The following is a 21,283-nucleotide window of genomic DNA, read 5'->3' as shown; positions in this document are numbered from 1 at the left end:
CGCATCCGCTCCTGACTGAAACATCTCTGTCATACCCGCTGCTTATGGTGTTTGCCAAAACCGTCAAGAGCCAAGCCAGCCATGAGCCTATTAGAAGAAAACCAATCCACCGACCTGGAGCAGATCATTGGCCTGAGTCGTCGCGGCTTTATCAGTGCCGGCGCCCTGTGCGGCGCAGCGATGTTTCTAGGCGGTGGCCTGCTCAGTCGCAGTGCCCTGGCAGCCGGTGTCAGCGCCGCCAACAGCAACCTGCTGGGCTTCGACAGCATCAATGCGGCCACCACTGACACCATCAGCCTGCCACCCGGCTATCGCTCCTCGGTGCTCATCAGTTGGGGGCAACCGCTGCAAGCCGACGGCCCGGTGTTTGATCCTTCCGGCAACGGCACTGCCAGCGCCCAGGAAGTACAGTTTGGCGACAACAACGACGGCATGAGCCTGTTCGCCTTCGCGGATGATCCGAACCGCGCCCTGATGGCGATCAACAACGAATACACCAACTACCGCTACCTCTTCCCCCATGGCGGCTCACCTGTTTCTGCAGAAGAAGTGCACAAGGCCCAGGCCACTGAAGGCGTGTCGGTGATCGAGATCCAGCGCAAGGGCGACGGCTGGCAGTTTGTCCAGGGCTCTCCCTTCAACCGACGCATCCACGCCAACACGCCCATTCGCCTGAGCGGCCCCGCTGCCGGTCATGAGTTGCTGCGCACCCAGGCCGACGCGACCGGCACCCGCGCACTGGGCACCTTCCAGAACTGCGCCAATGGCAAAACCCCGTGGGGCACCTACCTGACCTGCGAAGAAAACTTCACCGATTGCTTCGGCAGCTCCGACCCGAAGCAAGCGTTCGATGCCGCGCAAAAGCGCTATGGCGTGGTCGCGGCCAGCAAAGACATCAACTGGCACCAGCACGACCCGCGCTTCGATATGGCCCTCAACCCCAACGAACTCAATCGCCACGGCTGGGTCGTTGAAATCGATCCGTTCGACCCGCTTTCAACACCGGTCAAACGCACCGCACTGGGCCGTTTCAAACACGAAAACGCCGCCCTGGCCGAAACCGGCGACGGCCGTGCCGTGGTGTACATGGGCGACGACGAGCGCGGCGAGTTCATCTACAAATTCATCAGCCGCGACAAGATCGACCACCAGAACCCCAAGGCCAATCGCGACCTGCTGGACCACGGCACGCTGTATGTGGCGCGCTTTGACGCTGGCGACAGCAACCCTGATCGCCCCAAGGGTCACGGCCAGTGGATTGAACTGACCCACGGCAAAAACGGCGTTGATGCCGCGAACGGGTTTGCCAGCCAGGCCGACGTGTTGATCCATGCACGCATGGCCGCCAGCGCCGTCGGCGCCACCCGCATGGACCGCCCGGAATGGATCGTGGTCAGCCCCAAGGACGGCCAGGTCTATTGCACCCTGACCAACAACGTCAAGCGCGGCGAAGACGGGCAACCGGTCGGCGGCCCCAATCCCCGGGAGAAAAACGTCTACGGGCAGATCCTGCGCTGGAAAGCGCGCAATGCCGATCACGGCGCAGATACCTTCGACTGGGACCTGTTCGTCGTGGCGGGCAACCCGGCCGTTCACGGCAAACAACCCAAGGGCGGCTCCGCCAATATCAACCCGCAGAACATGTTCAACAGCCCCGACGGCCTGGGATTCGATGACGCAGGGCGCCTGTGGATCCTGACCGACGGTGATGCCAGCAACAGCGGCGACTTTGCAGGCATGGGCAATAACCAGATGCTGTGCGCCGACCCGGTCAGCGGTGAAATCCGCCGTTTCATGGTTGGCCCGGTGGGCTGCGAAGTCACCGGCATCAGCTTCTCGCCCGACCACAAAACCTTGTTCGTGGGCATTCAGCACCCTGGCGAGAACGGCGGCTCCACCTTCCCCGAGCACCTGCCCAACGGCAAACCGCGCTCTTCGGTCATGGCCATCAGCCGGGAAGACGGCGGTATCGTCGGCGCGTAAAAGCTTGAACCCGCTTTTGTGGGAGCGGGCTTGCCCGCGACAGTGTCGACGCGGTTTGCCTGATACACCGCAGGGACTGCATCGCGAGCAAGCCCGCTCCCACAGGCCGGTGCATTAACCTGCCCTTCCATACCCCGGTCTGCGCTAACATGCATGGCCGGACGCGGCAGCCTGCTGCGCGCAGGAGTCAGCATGTCTCATCCGTTTGCAACACTTACCCCTGATCTGGTGCTCGACGCCGTCGAGAGCATCGGTTTCCTGAGCGACGCCCGCGTGCTCGCGCTCAACAGCTACGAAAATCGCGTGTACCAGGTAGGTATCGAAGACTCGGAACCGCTGATCGCCAAATTCTATCGCCCCCAGCGCTGGACCAACGAAGCCATCCTCGAAGAACATCGCTTCACCTTCGAACTGGCCGAGCTTGATGTCCCGGTGGTTGCACCGATGATTCACAACGGTGAAAGCCTGTTCGAACACGCAGGTTTCCGCTTCACCCTGTTTCCACGCCGAGGTGGACGCGCGCCAGAACCGGGCAATCTCGACCAGCTGTATCGCCTCGGGCAACTGCTCGGTCGCCTGCATGCCGTAGGCGCGACCAAGCCGTTCGAGCACCGCGAAGCACTGGGGGTGAAAAACTTCGGTCACGACTCGCTGACCACCCTGCTTGAAGGCAACTTCATTCCACGCAGCCTGCTCCCGGCCTACGAGTCTGTCGCCCGTGACCTGCTCAAGCGGGTCGAAGACGTCTACGCCGCCACCCCACACACCAACATCCGCATGCACGGCGATTGCCACCCCGGCAACATGATGTGCCGCGACGAAGTGTTCCATATCGTCGACCTCGACGATTGCCGCATGGGCCCTGCTGTGCAGGACCTGTGGATGATGCTGGCCGGGGATCGCCAGGAATGCCTGGGCCAGCTGTCAGAGCTGATGGACGGCTACAGCGAGTTCCATGACTTCAACCCCCGCGAACTGGCGCTGATCGAGCCGCTGCGCGCCTTGCGCCTGATGCACTACAGCGCCTGGCTGGCTCGGCGCTGGGACGACCCGGCCTTCCCCCACAGCTTCCCGTGGTTTGGCAGCGAGCGTTATTGGGGCGACCAGATCCTGGCATTGCGCGAGCAATTGTCGGCCCTCAATGAGGAACCGCTGAAACTGTTCTGACCACACCCCATGCCTGCTCTCGTGGGAGCGGGCTCGCTCGCGATGCAGGCGTCATGGTCTGTCAGGCAAACAGAAGTGATGCCATCGCGAGCAAGCCCGCTCCCACACAAAAAACGTCACGATCTGACAGGTCTCACGCAGGACACATCTGCAAAACCTGCTTACACTCTGGGTCTCTGCTGTACCCGTTAGTTGCCTAAGCAAGGATTCTGCATGCAAGCCGCAAACCCGCGTCGCGGGTATATTTTAGGCCTCACGGCCTATGTCATCTGGGGCCTTTTCCCGCTCTACTTCAAACTGCTGGCCAGCGTTCCGGCTGCCGAAATCATCGTGAACCGGGTGCTCTGGTCCGCGTTGTTCGGTTCACTGTTGCTACTGGTGTGGAAACACCCCGGCTGGTGGCAGGAACTGCGCGACAACCCCAAGCGCATTGGCGTTTTGACCTTCAGCGGCCTGCTGATTGCCGCCAACTGGCTGACGTATGTGTGGGCCGTGAACAACGACCGCATGCTCGAAGCCAGCCTGGGGTACTACATCAACCCACTGGTTAACGTATTGCTCGGCATGTTGTTGCTGGGGGAACGCCTGCGCCGCCTGCAGTGGATTGCAGTGGGCCTGGCCGTTGTCGGTGTGGCACAACAGGTATGGCAAGTGGGCAGCCTGCCCTGGGTGTCCCTGGCGCTGGCACTGAGCTTTGGTTTTTACGGGCTGATCCGCAAACAGGCCCCGGTCAAGGCATTGCCGGGGCTCGTGGTCGAAACATGGATTCTGGTCCCGGTGGCCATCGTCTGGTTGCTGCTGCACCCCGAGGCCAACAGCGCCCATGCCGACTTCTGGAGCACCTCAGAGGCCTGGTTGCTGGTCGCCGCAGGCCCGTCCACGCTGATACCCCTGGTGTGTTTCAACGCCGCCGCACGGCATCTGCCCTACACAACCCTGGGCTTTATGCAGTACATCGCGCCGACGCTGGTCTTGATTCTGGCGGTATCGGTTTACGGCGAACACTTGTCCGAAAGCACCTTGATCGCCTTTGCATTTATCTGGGCCGGCCTGGTGGTGTACAGCCTCGATGCCTGGTTCAGCCTGCGCAAGCGCAGCTGAACCGACGACGTTACTCCTCGGTGCTGAACTTCAAATCCACCAGCAGCTCATCTGCCAGGGTTTCCAGACGTTTTTGCAGCACATCCAGGGACAAGGTCAGGGGCACCGCCAAAATGGCCTCGGCATGAAACAGCGGCTCGTTGCTCATCGGCGCGGGCCGCACGTCTGTCACCAGCCGCTCCAGGCTCACGCCCTGCTCCGTCAGCACCCGGGTGATGTCGCGCACAATGCCGGGACGGTCGTTGCCCACCAGTTCCATGGCGATGGGCTTCCAGGTGCAGGACTGCTCGATGCCGCTTTCGGCAATCAACACCCGAATCCCTTCCTTGCCCAGATGCTGCAACGCATCGACCAGCTCATCGTGAGCTTCGGCGGGCACACCCACGCGCAGGATTCCGGCAAATTGCCCGGCCATGCGCGACATTCGACTCTCCAGCCAGTTACCGCCATGCTCGGCGATGCATTGAGCAATGCGCTCGACCTGCCCGGCCTTGTCCTGGGCAAACACCGTAATCACAAGATGGTTCATGGCGGGGGTCTCTCTTATTAGGGGGTCGAGTGAGTATAGGCACTCCCGCAAAAGGGATTCAAAATCACAAATTGTGTACTGTTTTTAGAATTATCTGGAACAACCTGCATGTTTCTTGAGAACATCCTGTTCTTCTGTGTGACCGATAGCGTAAAAACGGTCGCAGAACGACGTGATTGGTCTGATTTTCACATCTGCAATTGATCATGTAGTATGCCTCGGCGACCACTACATAACTTGCAACATGGTCCGCCAAGGTGTCTGCTGTACCCCGTCCAACCCCGCCAGCATGAGCCACGCGGTGTTTTAAGAAGCGCTCCAGGCTTTAAATAAAAATGAGTGAGGCAAGCAATGACTGAACACGTTCACGTCGGTGGCCTGCAGGTCGCCAAAGTCCTGTTCGACTTCGTAAACAACGAAGCTATCCCCGGTACCGGCCTCACCGCCGATCAGTTCTGGGCCGGTGCCGACAAGGTCATCAATGACCTGGCACCCAAGAACAAAGCACTGCTCGCCAAACGCGATGATTTGCAGGCGCGGATCGACGCCTGGCACCAGGCTCAGGCCGGCAAGGCCCATGACGCCGTGGCTTATAAAGCCTTCCTCCAGGATATTGGGTATCTGCAGCCAGAAGCCGCAGATTTCCAGGCAACAACGCAAAACGTCGATGACGAAATCGCCCGTATGGCAGGCCCGCAATTAGTCGTGCCGGTCATGAATGCGCGCTTTGCCCTCAATGCTTCGAACGCCCGCTGGGGCTCGCTGTACGACGCGCTGTACGGCACCGATGCCATCAGCGAAGCCGATGGCGCCACCAAGGGTCGCGGCTACAACAAGGTTCGCGGCGACAAGGTCATCGCCTTCGCCCGCGCCTTTCTCGACGAAGCCGCGCCTCTGGCCAGCGGCACTCACGTTGACTCCACCGGCTACGCCATCGTTGACGGCGCCTTGCAGGTCACCCTCAAGGGCGGCGCCAGCACCGGCCTGCGCGACACCGCGCAACTGATCGGCTACCACGGCTCAGCTGCGGCACCGACCGCCGTGCTGCTCAAGCACAACGGCCTGCACTTCGAAATCCAGATCGATGCCGCAAGCCCTGTCGGCCAGACTGATGCCGCAGGCGTCAAAGACGTGCTGATGGAAGCGGCCCTGACCACCATCATGGACTGCGAAGACTCGGTTGCCGCCGTGGATGCCGATGACAAGGTGGTGATCTACCGCAACTGGCTGGGCCTGATGAAAGGCGACCTCAGCGAACAGGTGTCCAAGGGCGGCGAAACCTTCACCCGCACCATGAACCCGGACCGCGAGTACACCGCGCCAAATGGCGGTACCGTCAGCCTGCACGGCCGCTCACTGTTGTTCGTACGCAACGTGGGTCACCTGATGACCATCGATGCGATCCTCGACAAGGACGGCAACGAAGTACCCGAAGGCATCCTCGACGGCCTGCTGACCAGCCTGGCCGCGATCCACAGCCTCAACGGCAAGGCCACGCGCAGCAACAGCCGCACCGGTTCGGTCTACATCGTCAAACCGAAGATGCACGGCGCTGAAGAAGCCGCGTTCACCAACGAGCTGTTCGGCCGTATCGAAGACGTACTCAAGTTGCCACGCAACACGCTCAAAGTCGGGATCATGGACGAAGAGCGGCGCACCACGATCAACCTCAAGGCGTGCATCAAGGCTGCCAGCGAGCGCGTGGTGTTCATCAATACCGGTTTCCTGGACCGCACTGGCGATGAGATTCATACCTCGATGGAAGCCGGGCCGATGGTGCGCAAGGCCGACATGAAAGCCGAGAAGTGGATTTCGGCCTACGAAAACAACAACGTCGATGTCGGCTTGAGCACTGGCCTGCAAGGCCGTGCGCAAATTGGCAAAGGCATGTGGGCCATGCCCGACCTGATGGCCGCGATGCTGGAGCAGAAAATCGCTCACCCGCTGGCCGGTGCCAACACCGCCTGGGTGCCATCGCCGACCGCCGCCGCCTTGCACGCGCTGCACTACCACAAGGTTGACGTGTTCGCCCGTCAGGCCGAACTGGCCAAGCGCGCCCCTGCGTCGGTGGACGATATCCTGACCATCCCGCTGGCAGTGAACCCCCAGTGGACGCCGGAACAGATCCAGAACGAACTGGACAACAACTCCCAGGGCATCCTGGGCTACGTGGTGCGCTGGATCGACCAGGGCGTAGGGTGTTCGAAGGTGCCGGATATCAACGACATCGGCCTGATGGAAGACCGTGCCACGCTGCGTATTTCCAGCCAGCACATCGCCAACTGGCTGCGTCATGGCATCGTCAGCGAAACCCAGGTCCTGGAAAGCCTCAAGCGCATGGCGCCTGTGGTCGATCGTCAAAACGCCAACGACGCGCTGTACCGTCCGCTGGCGCCAAACTTCGACAGCAACATCGCCTTCCAGGCGGCCATCGAACTGGTGATCGAAGGCACCAAGCAGCCGAACGGCTACACCGAGCCGGTACTGCACCGTCGTCGTCGCGAGTTCAAGGCCAAAAACGGCCTGTAACCCGTCACGATAAAAAAGCCCCGAACATTCGGGGCTTTTTTTATGGCCTTGACCCACCTTCCCGCAGCAAGCCCTAGATCCCCAGCTCCTGGCGGATCAGCTTGAGCAACTTGGCGGTATCAATCGGCTTGAGCAGGAAGTCCACCACATGCAGATGCATGGCATCGATGGCATCGCGCACACTCGCATCCCCCGACATGATGATAATCGGCAAGGTGGCCTGATCCGACTCGCGCACTTTACGAATCAAGTGCAAGCCATCGTGGGGCAGCATGCGTAAATCGGTGATCATCAGATTAATCGGCTTGTCCGATGCCAACAGCGCCAGCGCCTGCTCTTCATTGCTGGCCGTGAGGCTTTCGATTGCATTGAGTTCCAGAAGCTCCGCCAACAACTCCCGCGCCACTGGATCGTCCTCAACAATCAACACACATGACGAAGCCGAAGCAGGGGTCAGCATGACCTCTTTCAAGGCCTCACGTTCGGCGTCAGTCAAAATGTCGTGCTCAGTCATACGCTTCTCTAAAGCAAACTTACAGGCGAAATATCCTAACAGCGTAGTCGGTTATCCCTGACCATTTGCCAATGTGCACTTAGCCATTCGCATTTCCAAGCCTTGCAGTACAAATAACGTACAAAAACCTGTTCGTCTTTTTGAAAGCCGTCTCAGAACCCTGGCCCCATAGACTTACGTCCAATGGGCACCCGCGTGCAGACCGCCGAGCATGAGGGATAGAAGTACGCCATGGGGCGAAGCCCTGTCCGGTCATAACAACAACGGTTAACCACCAACAACGCGGTATCAGTAATGAGTAAATCGGATGCGTTTCTCCAGGCAGGGAAAACCGCGGTGCTACAGAACATTCACGGCACCATGCAGTTTTTGCAGCGATTCCCGCCCTTTAACCAAATGGAAAACACTCACCTGGCGTATCTGGTCGAGCAGTGCCAACTGCGCTTCTATGCCCCCGGCGAAAGCATCATCCGACCAACCGACGGCCCGGTGGAACACTTCTATATCGTCAAGCAGGGCCGTGTGGTGGGCGAACGCACCCACGTGGGCCGCGAAGAAGCCCAGACCACCTTCGAGATCACCGCTGGCGAGTGCTTCCCGCTTGCCGCCTTGCTGGGCGAGCGCGCCACCCGCACCGAACACCGCGCCGCCGAAGACACGTTTTGCCTGCAACTGAACAAACTCGCATTTATCAAACTGTTTGGCCTGTCCGACGAGTTCCGCGACTTTGCCCTGCGTGGCGTCAGCAGCCTGCTCGACAAGGTCAATCAGCAGGTTCAGCAAAAAGCGGCTGAAACCCTGGGCACCCAATACTCGCTCAATACCCGCCTGGGCGAACTGGCCATGCGCCACCCTGTGACCTGTGCGCCCACCGTCGCGCTGCGCGAAGCCGTGCGGCTGATGCACGAACAGCAAGTGGGCAGCATTGTGATCGTCGACGAACACAAATCGCCCCTGGGGATTTTCACCCTGCGCGACCTGCGTCAGGTGGTGGCCAATGGCATTGAGGATTTTGCGCAAGCCATCGAATTGCACATGACACCCGACCCGTTCTACCTGAGCCCGGATAACAGCGCCTTCGACGCCGCCATCGCCATGACCGAACGGCACATTGCCCACGTGTGCCTGGTCAAGGACCAGCGCCTGTGTGGCGTGGTGTCCGAACGCGATCTGTTCTCTCTGCAACGGGTCGATCTGGTCCATCTGGCGCGCACCATCCGCCACGCACCACGACTGGATACCCTGATCAACCTGCGCGGTGAAATCGGCCAACTGGTGGAGCGCATGCTGGCCCACGGTGCGTCCTCCACGCAGATCACCCACATCATCACCCAGCTCAACGACCACACCGTATGCCGGGTAATCGAACTGGTGCTGGCTGACAAGGGCGACCCCGGCGTACCGTTTACCTGGCTGTGTTTTGGCAGTGAAGGCCGACGCGAGCAAACCCTGCACACCGACCAGGACAACGGCATTCTGTTCGAGGCCAGGGATGACGCCCAGGCCGCCGAGATTCGCCAGCGCCTGCTACCCATCGCCCAGCAGATCAACCAGCACCTGGCCGCCTGCGGCTTCACCCTGTGCAAAGGCAACATCATGGCCGGCAACCCCGACCTGTGCCTGTCACGCGCCGAGTGGGCCCGCCGATTTGCCGCCTTTATCCGCGAAGCCACCCCTGAAAACCTGCTGGCCTCCACCATTTATTTCGACCTGCGGGTGGTCTGGGGCGATGAGCAGGGCTGTGAGCAACTGCGCCGCGGCATGCTTGGACAGGTCGCCGACAACCGTCTGTTCCAGCGCATGATGGCCGACAACGCACTGCGTCATCGCCCGCCCGTGGGGCGCTTTCGTGAGTTTGTGCTGGAACGCAAAGGCGGCGACAAGGCCACCCTCGACCTCAAGATTCAGGGCCTCACGCCTTTCGTTGACGGCGCGCGCTTGCTGGCGCTGGCCAACGGGGTCGAAGCCAACAACACCCTGGAACGTCTGCGCCAGCTGGTCGCCCTGCACGTGATCGAGCCACTGGACGGGGCCGCCTATGAAGAGGCCTATCACTTCATCCAGCAAACCCGCATGCAGCAGCACCAGCTGCAAACCCGGGAAAACCGTGCGTACTCCAACCGCGTCGACCCTGACAGCCTCAACCAGCTGGACCGACGCATCCTGCGTGAAGCCCTGCGCCAGGCCCAGCGCCTGCAAAGCAGCCTGGCCCTGCGGTATCAGCTATGAGCCTGCTGTCATGGTTGTTGCCACGCAAAAAACCGGTGCTCAGCCTTGAGCAGCATCAGCGCCTGCTGCGACTGCCGCCCGCCTGCGGGTTGAGCGAGACACCCATGCGCACGCAACGCTGGGTGGTGGTCGATCTGGAAACCACCGGCCTGAACCTCAATCGCGACCAAGTGCTGTCGATCGGTGCGGTGGTCATTGAGGACGGCGCCATCGACTTCAGCCAGGGCTTTGAACGCACCCTGCTGCGCCCCGACAACCCCTTGAGCCCCAGCATGTTGCTCCATGAGCTGGGGCCTGCCGCCATTGCCGCAGGCAGCGACCCGGTCGATGCCCTGCTCGACTTCATGGACTTTGTGGGCGACAGCCCGGTGCTGGCGTTCCATGCGCCGTTTGACCAGCACATGCTCGCCCGTGCCCTCAAGGACAGCCTGGGCTACCGCTTGCAGCATCCGTTTCTGGATGTGGCGGCACTGGCGCCCATGCTTTGTCCCCAGGTGAATCTGCGCGAAGCCGGACTTGATCAATGGATCAACCACTTCAACCTGCAGGTCGAAGACCGCCACAACGCCAGCGCAGATGCCCTGGCCACCGCCGAACTGGCGTTGATCCTGTTCAGCCGTGCCCGCACCCAAGGCATCGACACCCCCCAGGCCCTGCAACAGCGGCTGAACCAGTGGCAACGGCGCAAGCAGATGCACGGTTTTTAATCTGTGGGAGCGGGCTTGCTCGCGATTCAAACAACCCGGTCCATCAGACACACCGCAGCGCTTTCATCGCGAGCAAGCCCGCTCCCACAAAAAATGGTTTTTAACCCTCCCGGTCTGCCATCCGATGAGCGTCAATTGCGTAGGACCATTCCCTCTGACACAATCGCGAATAATTATCGTTAGTTAAAACTTGCCGTCGGTGATGTCTTTGTCGTCAGTCCAAAACCCACACAGTGAGCTGGTTGGAGCGCTTTATCGCGACCATCGCGGCTGGCTGCTGGCGTGGTTGCGGCGTAACGTGGCCTGCCCGCAGCGGGCCGAAGACCTGAGTCAGGACACGTTTGTGCGCCTGCTCGGCCGCCCCGGACTGCAAGCCCCCCGCGAACCACGGGCATTGCTGGCGGCCATCGCCAAGGGCCTGCTGTTCGACTATTTTCGCCGCGCGGCACTGGAGCAGGCCTGGCTCAACGAGCTGATGCTGATCCCCGAGGCCGAACACCCCTCACCCGAAGCCCAGCACCTGATCCTTGAAGACCTCAGGGCCATCGATCGCCTGCTGGGCAAGCTGTCGAGCAAGTCCCGTGCAGCCTTCCTCCACAGCCGTCTGGATGGCCTGACCCACGCTGAAATCGCCGAACGCCTTGGCGTGTCTGTGCCCCGCGTACGCCAGTATCTGGCCCAGGGCATCCGCCAGTGCTATATCGCCTTGTATGGCGAACCGACATGAGCCAGGCCAACACCAAACCGGTCTCCTCCCAGGTACTGGACGCCGCCATCGCCTGGCAGTTGTGCCTGGATTGCGGCAGCGGCAGTGCCGTTGAGCAGGCCGAATTTGCCAAGTGGTACAGCGCCAGCGAAGAACACGCCCGCGCGTGGCTGCAACTGGGCATGCTCGATCAGCGCTTCAGCACCACCAGCATCCCGGCGCGCAACGCCTTGCTCAATGCCCGCAACGGCGTACAGGGGCAGGTGCGCAAAATCGGCAGTGGCCTGGCCAGTATCGCGCTGGTATGTGGACTGGCCTTGTTCGCCGGTAAAAACTACCTGCCTATTGATTACTGGATGGCCGACCAGCGCACCGCCACCGGCGAACAACGCCAGTTGCGCCTGGCCGATGGCACGCTGCTCAACCTCAACACCCACAGCGCAGTCGATGTGCAGTTTGATGAAACGACCCGACGCATCATCCTGCAGGAAGGCGAGATCATGGTTGAGACCGGCCATGGCGACCCTCGACCGTTTATCGTGCAAACCCGCGACGGCAGCCTGCGCGCACTGGGCACACGGTTCATGGTCAAGCGCGAAGACGACGGCACGCGCCTGAGCGTGCTGCAATCGCGAGTCGAAGCGCACCCAGAGAACAGCGCAGAACACATCATCTATAGCGAAGGCCAGCAGGTCCTGATGCGCCACGACCGCCTGGGCCAGATGCTTACCCTCAGCCCGGGGGCAGACGCCTGGACGCGGGGCATGCTGGTGCTGGACAACGTGCGCCTGGCCGACATGGTCAACGAACTCAGTCGCTACCACGTCGGCCATCTGGGCGTAGGCCCCGAAGTCGCCGACCTGCGCATCACCGGCAGCTTTCCACTGAACAACATCGAACGGTCGCTCAATGCCTTGCTGCCGACCTTGCCAGTGCGTATCGAGCAACGTACCCCGTGGTGGATCACCGTCAGCGCCAAGCCGTCGGCGAACTGAATCTAAATTATTTTCAATCAGCCCTATCACTTTTCAACTCTCATCCGGCAGATAGGCATCAGAAACATTTCCATTCAGGAACCCGCCGAATGTCCCGCTCCCTCGACACGTTGTTGCGCCCCAGCCTGTTAGCCATCGCCATCGCCCTCTGCGCCCCGTTGACCAGTACCGTTCTGGTTGCTGGCGAGCAGGCATCGTCTGCGCGCAGCTACAACCTGCCCGCCGGACCCTTGGCGGCCACCCTGAACCAGATCGCCAGCCAGGCCGGCATCACCCTGGCCATCGACTCGTCCTTGCTGGCGGGCAAAACTTCAGCGCCGGTCAAAGGTACGTTCGAGGCCACGACTGCCTTGCGTGAGGCGTTGCAGGGGAGCGGGTTGCAGCTGGTGCCGGGCACTGCTGGCAGCTTCACACTGATCGAAATCCCCCAGGGTGCGTTGGCCCTGGAGGCAACGACTATCTCTGGCCAGGGCAATTACGAAAGCGCCTGGGGCCCGGTTGATGGCTACCTGGCCCAGCGCACAGCGTCGGGCACCAAAACCGATACCTCTTTGGCAGAAGCTCCGCGCTCCATCTCCGTTGCCACACGCAGCCAGATGCAGGACAGGGCAGTGCAGAACCTGGATGACGCGGTGCGCTATATGCCCGGCGTTACGGCCAGCAGTTACGGCAGCGACAGCCGCTCGGAGTGGTTGAAGGTACGTGGTTTTGAACCGACCCAGTTTCTGGACGGCCTGCCGCTGCCCAAGGGTTCCTACACCATGCCCAAGCTGGAAACCTGGGACCTGGAGCGCGTAGCCCTGCTCCGTGGCCCGGCATCATCGGTTTACGGCCAGACACCTGCTGGCGGCTTGCTGGACATGGTCAGCCGTCGCCCGCAAGACACCCCAAGCCATGAAGTGCAGGTACAAGTCGGCAGCTACCAGCGCAAGCAGATCAGCTTCGACAGCACCGGCCCGATTGATGATGAAGGGCAATTCTTGTATCGAGTCAGCGGCGTGGTACGCGACAGCAACACCGCGATCGATCATAACGAAGACAAACGCTACAACATCGCGCCCAGCCTGACCTGGAACATCAACGAAGACACCAAGCTGACTTTCCTCAGCCAGTTCAATCGTGACGACACCGGCATCACCAGCCAGTTTTTGCCGATCCAGGGCACCAAAGTGGACTCACCAGCGGGCAAGGTGAAGTTCCACGAGAACCTGGGTGATCCAAAGTGGGAGTTCTACGACAAAACCTACTACGCACTCGGCTACGCCTTTGAACACCGTTTTGATGATGTGTGGCAGTTCCGCCAGAACCTGCGCTACACCAAAAGTGATCTGTCCTTCCAGGGCATCACGGCAGGCGGTTATTACGGTTCGGTTGCCGACGACGGCACTGTGCAGCGCGGCGCCAACATCGTGAACGAAGACATCAGTCAATTCGCCGTGGATAACAACTTCCAGGCGGACTTCAACACCGGCACCCTCAAGCACACGGTACTGATCGGGCTCGACCACCAGCGCGTCAACACCAACTACAAATGGCAATACGGCGCTGCCCCGGCCAGCAACATAATCAACCCGGTCTACGGGCAAGACTTCAGCAACGTCCAATACACCGCCTATAACGACTACAACCAGAAAACCCGTGATACCGGTCTCTACCTGCAAGACCAGATGGCGCTGGATAACTGGCGTTTGACCCTGGGCGGACGCCAGGACTGGCTGCACACCGACACCACGTTCTACAACGAAAACAACGCTCGCGACAAACGTGACGACAGCGCCTTCACCGGCAATGCCGCGCTGAGCTATGTGTTCGATTCAGGCTTCACACCTTACGTTTCCTATGCCGAATCGTTCCAGGCCGAGCCGGGGGGCTTTGGCGGCAAGGCCTTCAAGCCCGGCACAGGCAAGCAATACGAAGTGGGTCTCAAGTACCAGCCACCCGGCACCGAGATGCTGTTCACAGCAGCCGTGTATGACCTGACCCGCAAAAACATTGTGCTCAGCGATACCCTGGGTGTCAGCCGACCACTGGGTGAAGCCAACGTACGCGGTGTAGAACTGGAGGCCGTGGGAAACGTCAACGACAACCTGAAGCTGACAGCCGCCTACACCTACGCCAACACCAAAATGACCAAGGTGTCGGACCCGCTGGACAAGAACCGTCCACTGCCACTGACGCCTGAACATCAGGCGTCCATCTGGGCTGATTACACCTGGCACAAAGGCGTGCTGGATGGCTTCGGCGTGGGCTTTGGCGCTCGCTACATTGGTGAAACCGACAACATTGCGATCGGCAGCATGGCCTATGTGCCGGATGCTTCCTACGGGCACACCGATGCTTACACCGTCTACGACGCAGCCGTGCATTACGACCTCTCCAAGGTCAGTAAAACGCTCAAGGGTGCCACGGTCTCGGTTAATGCCAACAACGTATTCGACAAGGAATACCTGTCGACCTGCGACGGTTTCTACTGCTACTACGGCGATCGCCGCAACGTAATGGCCAGCGTCAACTACAAGTGGTAACCCGCCAAGGGACACCTGACTCCTGTGGGAACGGGCTTGCCCGCTCCCACAGAGGGTTTACGCATTCAGGATTTTCATGAAAAGCAAAACCATCCGCCGCTGGTCTTTTGTCCACACCTGGACCAGCCTGATTTGCACCGCGTTTTTGCTGATGCTGGCTCTGACCGGTTTGCCGTTGATTTTTCACCATGAAATCGACCACCTGCTGGGCGATGCGCCGCAGGTCAAGGAACTGCCCGCCGACACCCCGACGCTCGACCTGCAACAACTGGTACGCGCCGCCGAAGCTCATCGGCCTGGCGAGGTCATGCAGTACTTCGGCTGGGAAGAAGACGAACCCAATGCCGTCCTCACGATCATGGCGGCCACCGCGGGCACCGAGCCCAACTCGTCGCACACCTTTATGCTCGATGCGCGCACCGGCGAGGCCATAGAGGTTCCGTCAGCCAATGGCGGGATCATGATGGTCATGCTGCGCCTTCACGTAGACATGTTCGCCGGGCTGCCCGGCAAGCTGCTGCTGGCCTTCATGGGGCTGCTGTTTGTGCTGGCGATCATCTCCGGCACGGTGCTGTATCTGCCCTTCATGCGCCGCCACGAATTCGCGACGGTGCGCACCGACAAGTCCACCCGCTTGCGCTGGCTCGACCTGCACAACCTGCTTGGCGCCGTGACCCTGACCTGGGCCCTGGTGGTGGGCGTGACCGGCGTGATCAGCGCCTGCGCCGACCTGATCATCGCCGCCTGGCGCAATGACAGCCTCAGCGCCATGATCGAACCCTACCGCGAGGCCCCGCCCCTGACCCGTCTCGCCCCGGCCAGCCAACTGCTGGAGATCGCCGCAAAAGCCGCGCCCGACATGCGCCCGGACTTTATCGCCTTCCCCGGCACACGCTTCTCCAGCGAACACCATTACGCCGTGTTCATGAAAGGCAGCACGCACCTGACCTCGCACCTGCTGACACCGGTATTGATCGATGCCAGCACCCTGGCCGTCACTGCGGTGGCCGGACGGCCGTGGTACATGGATGCGATGGGCATGTCCCAGCCGCTGCACTTTGGCGACTACGGCGGCATGCCGATGAAAGTCCTCTGGGCAGCCCTCGACCTGCTGACCATCGTGGTGCTCGCCAGCGGCTTATACCTGTGGTGGGTGCGTCGACGTGCAGCCAGGGAGAACGCTCGATGAGGCCGCGTCAGTCGAACTTCTGGAAGGTGTTTTCCATCCCGCTGGCCATTGGGCTTGTGAGCGTGACCGGATTGTTCAGCGCGCTACTGGGTGACGGCGCGTGGGACATCTTGAGCTGGATCGGGCTGGGGATCCCGGTGTGGATCAGTGTGCGCGGTTTGCTCAAGCGCTGAGCAGGTGGGAGCTGGCTTGCCTGCGATGCAATCGACTCGGTCTTGCAGTTAAAGCGCGTCGATACCATCGCGAGCAAGCCCGCTCCTACCTAAATCAGCAATCGGGCTTGTCTGCCGTGTAACGACGGGCCGGGTTCACCGCGGCACCAAACTCGCGCAGCGCCTTGGCGCCGATCAGCAACGGATAGTTGAAGCTGCTGCGATCGGTGAGATTGACCTCCACGGTGCGCTTGACGTTACCCAGGCACATCTCCAGGTCGACCACCGGGCGCTTGGCACTTTCGGGGACTTCTTTCTCATCATCTTCATCGGCGCGGCTCTTGATTTTGCTGATGCGCGCCACTTTATGCTCGTACACCTTGCTGCTCGCGCCTTCGGTCGCCAGCTGGAAGCGGACCCACTCGTCACCATCACGGGTAAAGGTCTGAATGTTCTTGGCCGACAGCGACGCCGTCAGGGCACCGGTGTCCATCTTGGCTTTAAGGGTTTCACCAATTTCCGGCAACTTGATGTATTCGTAACGCCCGTACAGGGTCGGCTCGGCCGCCATCACCGGCAACGCCAATACAGACAGCAACACGAAAACAGACCTCATACGGGCACTTCCTTTTAAAGAGAATATGGTGTGAAAGTTGCCAGCCTTAAACGCCCCAGGCGCTGCCCAGCTTGCTCAGCAGCGAAGTGCTGACGTTCTGGCCCTTGAAGTACTCCAGCAATACCGGGGCAAACTTGGCAACCATACCGTCCTGCATGCCCAGGGCTGTGAATGCACTGTTCAGCTGGTCGGTGTTGGCCACGTTGCTGACGGCGCTGGTCGCGGTCTCGGACACGCCACTGGATTTGCCCAGCAAACCGCCCAACTGGCTCAACTGGCCCAGTGCACCGGCACCAGCCAGTTTGTTGACGCCCGGCACTTGCTGGGTCAGTTCGGAATAGTCGCTGGAGGTCAGCTGGTTTTTCGCCAGGCTCAACATCGCGCCGATACCGCCCGCCGCCTGCTCAGGCTTTACACCCAGCTCGTTGACTTTGGTCAGCATTTGCACCGCTTGCGCCGACTTGTCGGTGGTCGCGCCATTGCCGTTGGCACCCTGCACTTGCGCCGCCACGTTGGCCACGTCGCTCAGGCTGAAACCTGCAAACACCGGGCTCGCTGCCACGGTCATCAATGTTGCCAGTGCCACGCCGCTCAACTTATTCATCGCTTCAACCTCTAGAACCAAAAAACCGCCTGCAATAGAGACGGTAAAACTATGTCTATGACCCAAAACCCCAGCAGATGTTCCCAGGTGCCACTATCGGATCAAACGGGCCGCAATCTTAATTGAAAACCGCTGCATCCGCTGTGCCCTTGCCTGCGTATACAGGACACAGAGGTGCCACATGATTGGAACAACCACACAGCCTGAACTAACCTCAACCGACGACTGGTCTGATGCCCTGACTGTGTTTGACGGGAGAGTGGCTATTTTAATTACCGATGCCGATGACCTTGCAACGCTCTTGGCCCAATGTTCACTGGGCAATCGCCGCGCCTTCGAAACCCTCTACCGCACCGTGGCGCCGCGCCTGCACAGCGTGGCACTGCGCTGCATGGGCCGCAGCGACCTGGCGCAAGACGTGGTACAGGAAAGCTTTGTGCGCATCTGGCACAACGCCTCCCGTTATGAAGCCCACTTGTCGGCCCCCCTGACCTGGATGATCACCATCACTCGCAACCTGGCCATCGACCAGCTGCGCAAACATCGCGAACTGCCCTTGAGTGACCTGCAACAAGACGCCTTGGCCGATGAGAGCCCCAGCGCCCATGAGCAACTGGACAGCGCCCGGGCAGCCAGCGCTCTTGGCCATTGCCTTGAACGACTGGAAGGCATGCAGCGCCAGAGCATCACCATCGCTTATTTTCAGGGGCTGAGTGCCAGCGAACTGGCGCACACCCTTGATGCACCGCTGGGGTCGGTCAAATCCTGGATCCGCCGGGGCATGGAGCGGCTGCGCAGGTGCCTTGAATCATGAACTATCAAACCCCTGAACGGCGCCGTGCGCTGGCCGCCGATTACGCCATCGGCCTGATGCCGCCCACCGCCCGCAGACGTTTCGAAAACCTGCTGCTGGACGATGCCAACCTGCGTAGCGAGCTGGCCCACTGGCAGAACCACCTCACCCAACTGACCGAGCCCCTGATCGAGCAACCTGTGCCCGAGCACGTGTGGCACGCCATCGTGGCGCGCATTGAACCGCAAACACTCCATGTACCGCCAAAGCGTGCGTTCTGGAACTGGCTGCGGTTGGGTGCGGTTGCCTGTTCGTTGCTGGTCGCCTTGGCCGTGGGCCTGCTCTACAACCACGACAGCGTCCAGTACAAGGCAACCCTGCTCAGCGGCACCGCTCAGCCCGGCCTGAGGATCGAGGCCCACGCCGATTACCTGAAGGTTCGACCGCTTGAGCTGAGCGCGGTAGAGGCAGGACGCAGTCTGGAATTGTGGGCGATTCCGGTTGAGGGCAAACCGGTATCCCTGGGGCTGATTCCCGCGGATGGCGATGGTCGGATAGCCCTGAGCCAGAGCCAGCGGCAATTGATCAGGGTCCCGGTGGTACTGGCGGTGAGTCTTGAGCCGCAGGGCGGCTCACCAACCGGGCAGCCAACCGGCCCCGTGCTGTATCAGGGGCCGCTGGCGACACTGTAAACCAACCTGTAGTCGCTGCCGCAGGCTGCGATAAGGGCCGCAGGCCCTTCAAGGCAGGATCGCTGCGCAATCCATCGCAGCCTGCGGCAGCGACTACACAGTCAGTTGTGGCTTTTAAGCCTTGCTGAACATCCGGTGCGGATCGATCACAAACTTCTTCGGCACACCGGCATCGAACTCGCCATAGCCCCGTGGTGCCTCGTCCAGGCTGATCACCTCAACGCCCACGATATCCGCGATCTTGATCCGGTCCCACATGATGGCCTGCATCAGTTGGCGGTTGTATTTCATGACCGGCGTTTGCCCGGTATGGAAGCTGTGGGATTTGGCCCAGCCCAGACCAAAGCGGATGCTCAGGCTGCCCATTTTCGCGGCGGCATCGACGGCACCCGGATCTTCGGTGACGTACAGCCCCGGAATACCGATTTTGCCCGCCACCCGCACCACGCCCATCAGTGAGTTGAGCACCGTGGCCGGCGCCTCGTGTTTCACCCCGTCATGCCCGTGACCCCGGGCTTCAAAGCCCACGGCATCGACGGCGCAATCCACTTCCGGCTCGCCCAGCAGCTCGGCAATCTGTTCGTGCAATGGCGTGTCTTTGGACAGGTCGGCAATTTCAAACCCCTGTGCCTTGGCGTGGGCCAGGCGAATCGGGTTCACGTCACCCACGATCACTACCGCAGCACCCAGCAAACGCGCCGAAGCCGCCGCGGCCAGGCCTACGGGGCCGGCGCCGGCGATATACACCGTACTGCCAGGGCCAACACCTGCGGTGACAGCACCGTGATAGCCGGTGGGCAGGATGTCGGAGAGGCACGTCAGGTCACGAATCTTTTCCATCGACGCGTCACGATAAGGCAGCTTGAGCAGGTTGAAATCGGCATAAGGCACCAATACATATTCAGCCTGACCGCCGACCCAATCGCCCATGTCCACATACCCATAGGCACCGCCGGGACGGGCCGGGTTGACGGTCAGACAGACGCCGGTGTTTTGCTCCTTGCAACTGCGGCAACGCCCGCACGCCACGTTGAACGGCACCGATACCAGGTCGCCGACTTTCAGATGCTCCACATCGCGCCCGGCCTCGATCACCTCGCCGGTGATCTCATGGCCCAGCACCAGCCCGGTTTGCGCCGTGGTACGGCCACGCACCATATGCTGATCGGAGCCACAGATGTTGGTCGATACCACACGCAGAATCACGCCGTGGTGGATGGGCTTGCCTTGAGGGTTTTGCATCTTCGGGAAAGGAATGCTTTGCACTTCAACCTGGCCATTGCCCAGGTACACCACACCGCGATTGTCAGCCATCGTATTCACCCTTGTTGTTATTGGAGAGATTACTTGCTGCAGCCAGCTTAGAACGTGCCGCGCCCCTACAGCACCACCGTACGACCTCCATTTAGGAAAACGCGCCGCTCTATGTGATAGCCCACACCGCGAGCCAGCGTCTGGGCCTCGATGTCACGGCCCTTGGCGATCAGGTCTTCGGGGTAGTGGCTGTGGTCGACCACTTCCACGCCCTGGGCAATGATCGGGCCTTCGTCCAGGTCGTTATTGATGTAGTGCGCCGTAGCGCCCACCAGCTTGACGCCCTTTTCGTAGGCCTGGTGGTAGGGCTTGGCGCCCTTGAAACCGGGCAGCAGGGAGTGGTGAATATTGATCGCCTTGCCGTCGAGCTTGCGACACAACTCAGGAGACAGCACTTGCATGTAACGGGCGAGGATCACCAGTTCGGCGCCAGTGTCTTCGATCACCTGCCACACCTTTGCTTCTTGCGCCGGTTTGTTGAGCGGGTCCAGAGCGAAGTGGTGGTAAGGGATGCCGTGCCAGCTTGCCAGCGGCTCCAGGTCGGGGTGATTGGACACCACGGCCACCACGTCCATCGACAACTGTCCGATGCGCTGGCGGTAGAGCAGGTCATTGAGGCAGTGATCGGCCTTGGACACCATGATCAGCACTTTGGGCCGGTGATGGGGTGGCGTCAGTTCGAACGTCATGCCGAACGCCTGGCCACGCTCGGCCAGGCCTGCGCGAAAGTCGTGCTCGTCAAACCCGTCGGGCTGACGAAACTCCACGCGAATAAAGAATCGCGCCGAGCGCTGATCGTCGAAGGAATGGTGCTCGGTGACGTAGCAACTGTGCTCGAACAGATAACGCGTAACCGCATCCACCGTGCCCAGCAGGCTCGGGCAGTCCGCGGTGAGAATCCAGGTATCGGGCGCGCGGCTCATGGGGTGCTCCTTGAT

Annotated in this window: 19 protein-coding genes; 13 read left to right on the top strand and 6 right to left on the bottom strand. The window is 60.8% G+C overall.

Annotated features, from left to right (window positions below; translation table 11 throughout):
* The first annotated feature begins 81 nt into the window (after positions 1–81).
* The 3 genes from AACY07_RS22925 (at position 82) to rarD (ending at position 4,251) form a co-directional block, all read left to right on the top strand.
* On the top strand, positions 82–1,983 hold the full coding sequence (locus tag AACY07_RS22925; protein WP_339477939.1) for a PhoX family protein: 1,902 nt from the start codon (positions 82–84) through the stop codon (positions 1,981–1,983).
* A gap of 192 nt (positions 1,984–2,175) precedes the next feature.
* Positions 2,176–3,150 (top strand): serine/threonine protein kinase, encoded by a 975-nt coding sequence (locus AACY07_RS22920; protein ID WP_048352320.1) that lies wholly within the window; start codon positions 2,176–2,178, stop codon positions 3,148–3,150.
* A 213-nt stretch (positions 3,151–3,363) separates the two neighbouring features.
* Positions 3,364–4,251 carry an EamA family transporter RarD gene (gene rarD / locus AACY07_RS22915; protein ID WP_339477936.1) on the top strand — a complete coding sequence of 296 codons (888 nt, stop codon included), beginning with the start codon at positions 3,364–3,366 and terminating at the stop codon, positions 4,249–4,251.
* A 10-nt stretch (positions 4,252–4,261) separates the two neighbouring features.
* Here rarD and AACY07_RS22910 read toward each other — a convergent pair whose 3' ends face one another.
* Positions 4,262–4,780, bottom strand: a complete 519-nt coding sequence (locus AACY07_RS22910; RefSeq protein ID WP_019823006.1) for a glycine cleavage system protein R — start codon at positions 4,778–4,780, stop codon at positions 4,262–4,264.
* Between the two features lie 351 nt (positions 4,781–5,131).
* On the opposite strand from AACY07_RS22910, the gene AACY07_RS22905 reads away from it, so the two are divergent.
* Positions 5,132–7,309, top strand: coding sequence for a malate synthase G (locus AACY07_RS22905; protein WP_339477933.1), 2,178 nt, complete (start codon positions 5,132–5,134; stop codon positions 7,307–7,309).
* A gap of 73 nt (positions 7,310–7,382) precedes the next feature.
* On the opposite strand, the gene AACY07_RS22900 is transcribed toward AACY07_RS22905, so the two are convergent.
* Positions 7,383–7,823 (bottom strand): response regulator, encoded by a 441-nt coding sequence (locus AACY07_RS22900; RefSeq protein ID WP_133075267.1) that lies wholly within the window; start codon positions 7,821–7,823, stop codon positions 7,383–7,385.
* 294 nt (positions 7,824–8,117) lie between these two features.
* Between AACY07_RS22900 and AACY07_RS22895 the strand changes: the two genes are divergently transcribed.
* The 7 genes from AACY07_RS22895 (at position 8,118) to AACY07_RS22865 (ending at position 16,347) form a co-directional block, all read left to right on the top strand.
* Positions 8,118–10,052 (top strand): putative nucleotidyltransferase substrate binding domain-containing protein, encoded by a 1,935-nt coding sequence (locus AACY07_RS22895; protein ID WP_339477930.1) that lies wholly within the window; start codon positions 8,118–8,120, stop codon positions 10,050–10,052.
* Positions 10,049–10,759 (top strand): 3'-5' exonuclease, encoded by a 711-nt coding sequence (locus tag AACY07_RS22890; protein ID WP_339477927.1) that lies wholly within the window; start codon positions 10,049–10,051, stop codon positions 10,757–10,759. The genes AACY07_RS22895 and AACY07_RS22890 overlap by 4 nt, the downstream gene beginning before the upstream one ends.
* Before the next feature lie 202 nt (positions 10,760–10,961).
* Positions 10,962–11,486 (top strand): RNA polymerase sigma factor, encoded by a 525-nt coding sequence (locus AACY07_RS22885; RefSeq protein WP_326398592.1) that lies wholly within the window; start codon positions 10,962–10,964, stop codon positions 11,484–11,486.
* Positions 11,483–12,460, top strand: coding sequence for a FecR family protein (locus tag AACY07_RS22880; protein ID WP_339477924.1), 978 nt, complete (start codon positions 11,483–11,485; stop codon positions 12,458–12,460). Before AACY07_RS22885 ends, AACY07_RS22880 begins: the two co-directional genes overlap by 4 nt.
* 89 nt (positions 12,461–12,549) lie before the next feature.
* Positions 12,550–14,985: a TonB-dependent siderophore receptor gene (locus AACY07_RS22875; protein WP_339477921.1), complete on the top strand. Its 2,436-nt coding sequence runs from the start codon at positions 12,550–12,552 to the stop codon at positions 14,983–14,985.
* A gap of 76 nt (positions 14,986–15,061) precedes the next feature.
* Positions 15,062–16,174 (top strand): PepSY domain-containing protein, encoded by a 1,113-nt coding sequence (locus AACY07_RS22870; RefSeq protein ID WP_133075260.1) that lies wholly within the window; start codon positions 15,062–15,064, stop codon positions 16,172–16,174.
* A complete protein-coding gene (locus tag AACY07_RS22865; protein ID WP_219262847.1) occupies positions 16,171–16,347 on the top strand; it encodes a hypothetical protein in 177 nt (58 codons plus the stop codon). Before AACY07_RS22870 ends, AACY07_RS22865 begins: the two co-directional genes overlap by 4 nt.
* 94 nt (positions 16,348–16,441) lie before the next feature.
* On the opposite strand, the gene rloA2 is transcribed toward AACY07_RS22865, so the two are convergent.
* Entirely contained in the window at positions 16,442–16,942 is a 501-nt protein-coding gene (rloA2, locus tag AACY07_RS22860; RefSeq protein WP_133075259.1) for a retropepsin-like aspartic peptidase RloA2, read from the bottom strand.
* A 46-nt stretch (positions 16,943–16,988) separates the two neighbouring features.
* Entirely contained in the window at positions 16,989–17,546 is a 558-nt protein-coding gene (locus tag AACY07_RS22855; protein ID WP_133075258.1) for a DUF2780 domain-containing protein, read from the bottom strand.
* Between the two features lie 181 nt (positions 17,547–17,727).
* Here AACY07_RS22855 and AACY07_RS22850 point away from each other — a divergent pair, with 181 nt between their 5' ends.
* Positions 17,728–18,360 (top strand): sigma-70 family RNA polymerase sigma factor, encoded by a 633-nt coding sequence (locus AACY07_RS22850; protein WP_339477916.1) that lies wholly within the window; start codon positions 17,728–17,730, stop codon positions 18,358–18,360.
* Positions 18,357–19,031 carry an anti-sigma factor gene (locus tag AACY07_RS22845; RefSeq protein ID WP_339477913.1) on the top strand — a complete coding sequence of 225 codons (675 nt, stop codon included), beginning with the start codon at positions 18,357–18,359 and terminating at the stop codon, positions 19,029–19,031. Before AACY07_RS22850 ends, AACY07_RS22845 begins: the two co-directional genes overlap by 4 nt.
* A gap of 114 nt (positions 19,032–19,145) precedes the next feature.
* On the opposite strand, the gene fdhA is transcribed toward AACY07_RS22845, so the two are convergent.
* Both fdhA and purU read right to left on the bottom strand, forming a co-directional pair.
* Positions 19,146–20,345 carry a formaldehyde dehydrogenase, glutathione-independent gene (fdhA, locus tag AACY07_RS22840; RefSeq protein WP_133075255.1) on the bottom strand — a complete coding sequence of 400 codons (1,200 nt, stop codon included), beginning with the start codon at positions 20,343–20,345 and terminating at the stop codon, positions 19,146–19,148.
* Positions 20,346–20,410: 65 nt separating this feature from the next.
* Positions 20,411–21,268: a formyltetrahydrofolate deformylase gene (gene purU / locus AACY07_RS22835; protein ID WP_339477909.1), complete on the bottom strand. Its 858-nt coding sequence runs from the start codon at positions 21,266–21,268 to the stop codon at positions 20,411–20,413.
* Positions 21,269–21,283: the final 15 nt, after the last annotated feature.

It is taken from the genome of Pseudomonas sp. RL_5y_Pfl2_69 (assembly GCF_963970465.1).
Classification (GTDB): domain Bacteria; phylum Pseudomonadota; class Gammaproteobacteria; order Pseudomonadales; family Pseudomonadaceae; genus Aquipseudomonas.
This window is presented reverse-complemented; position numbering and strand designations above follow the sequence as displayed.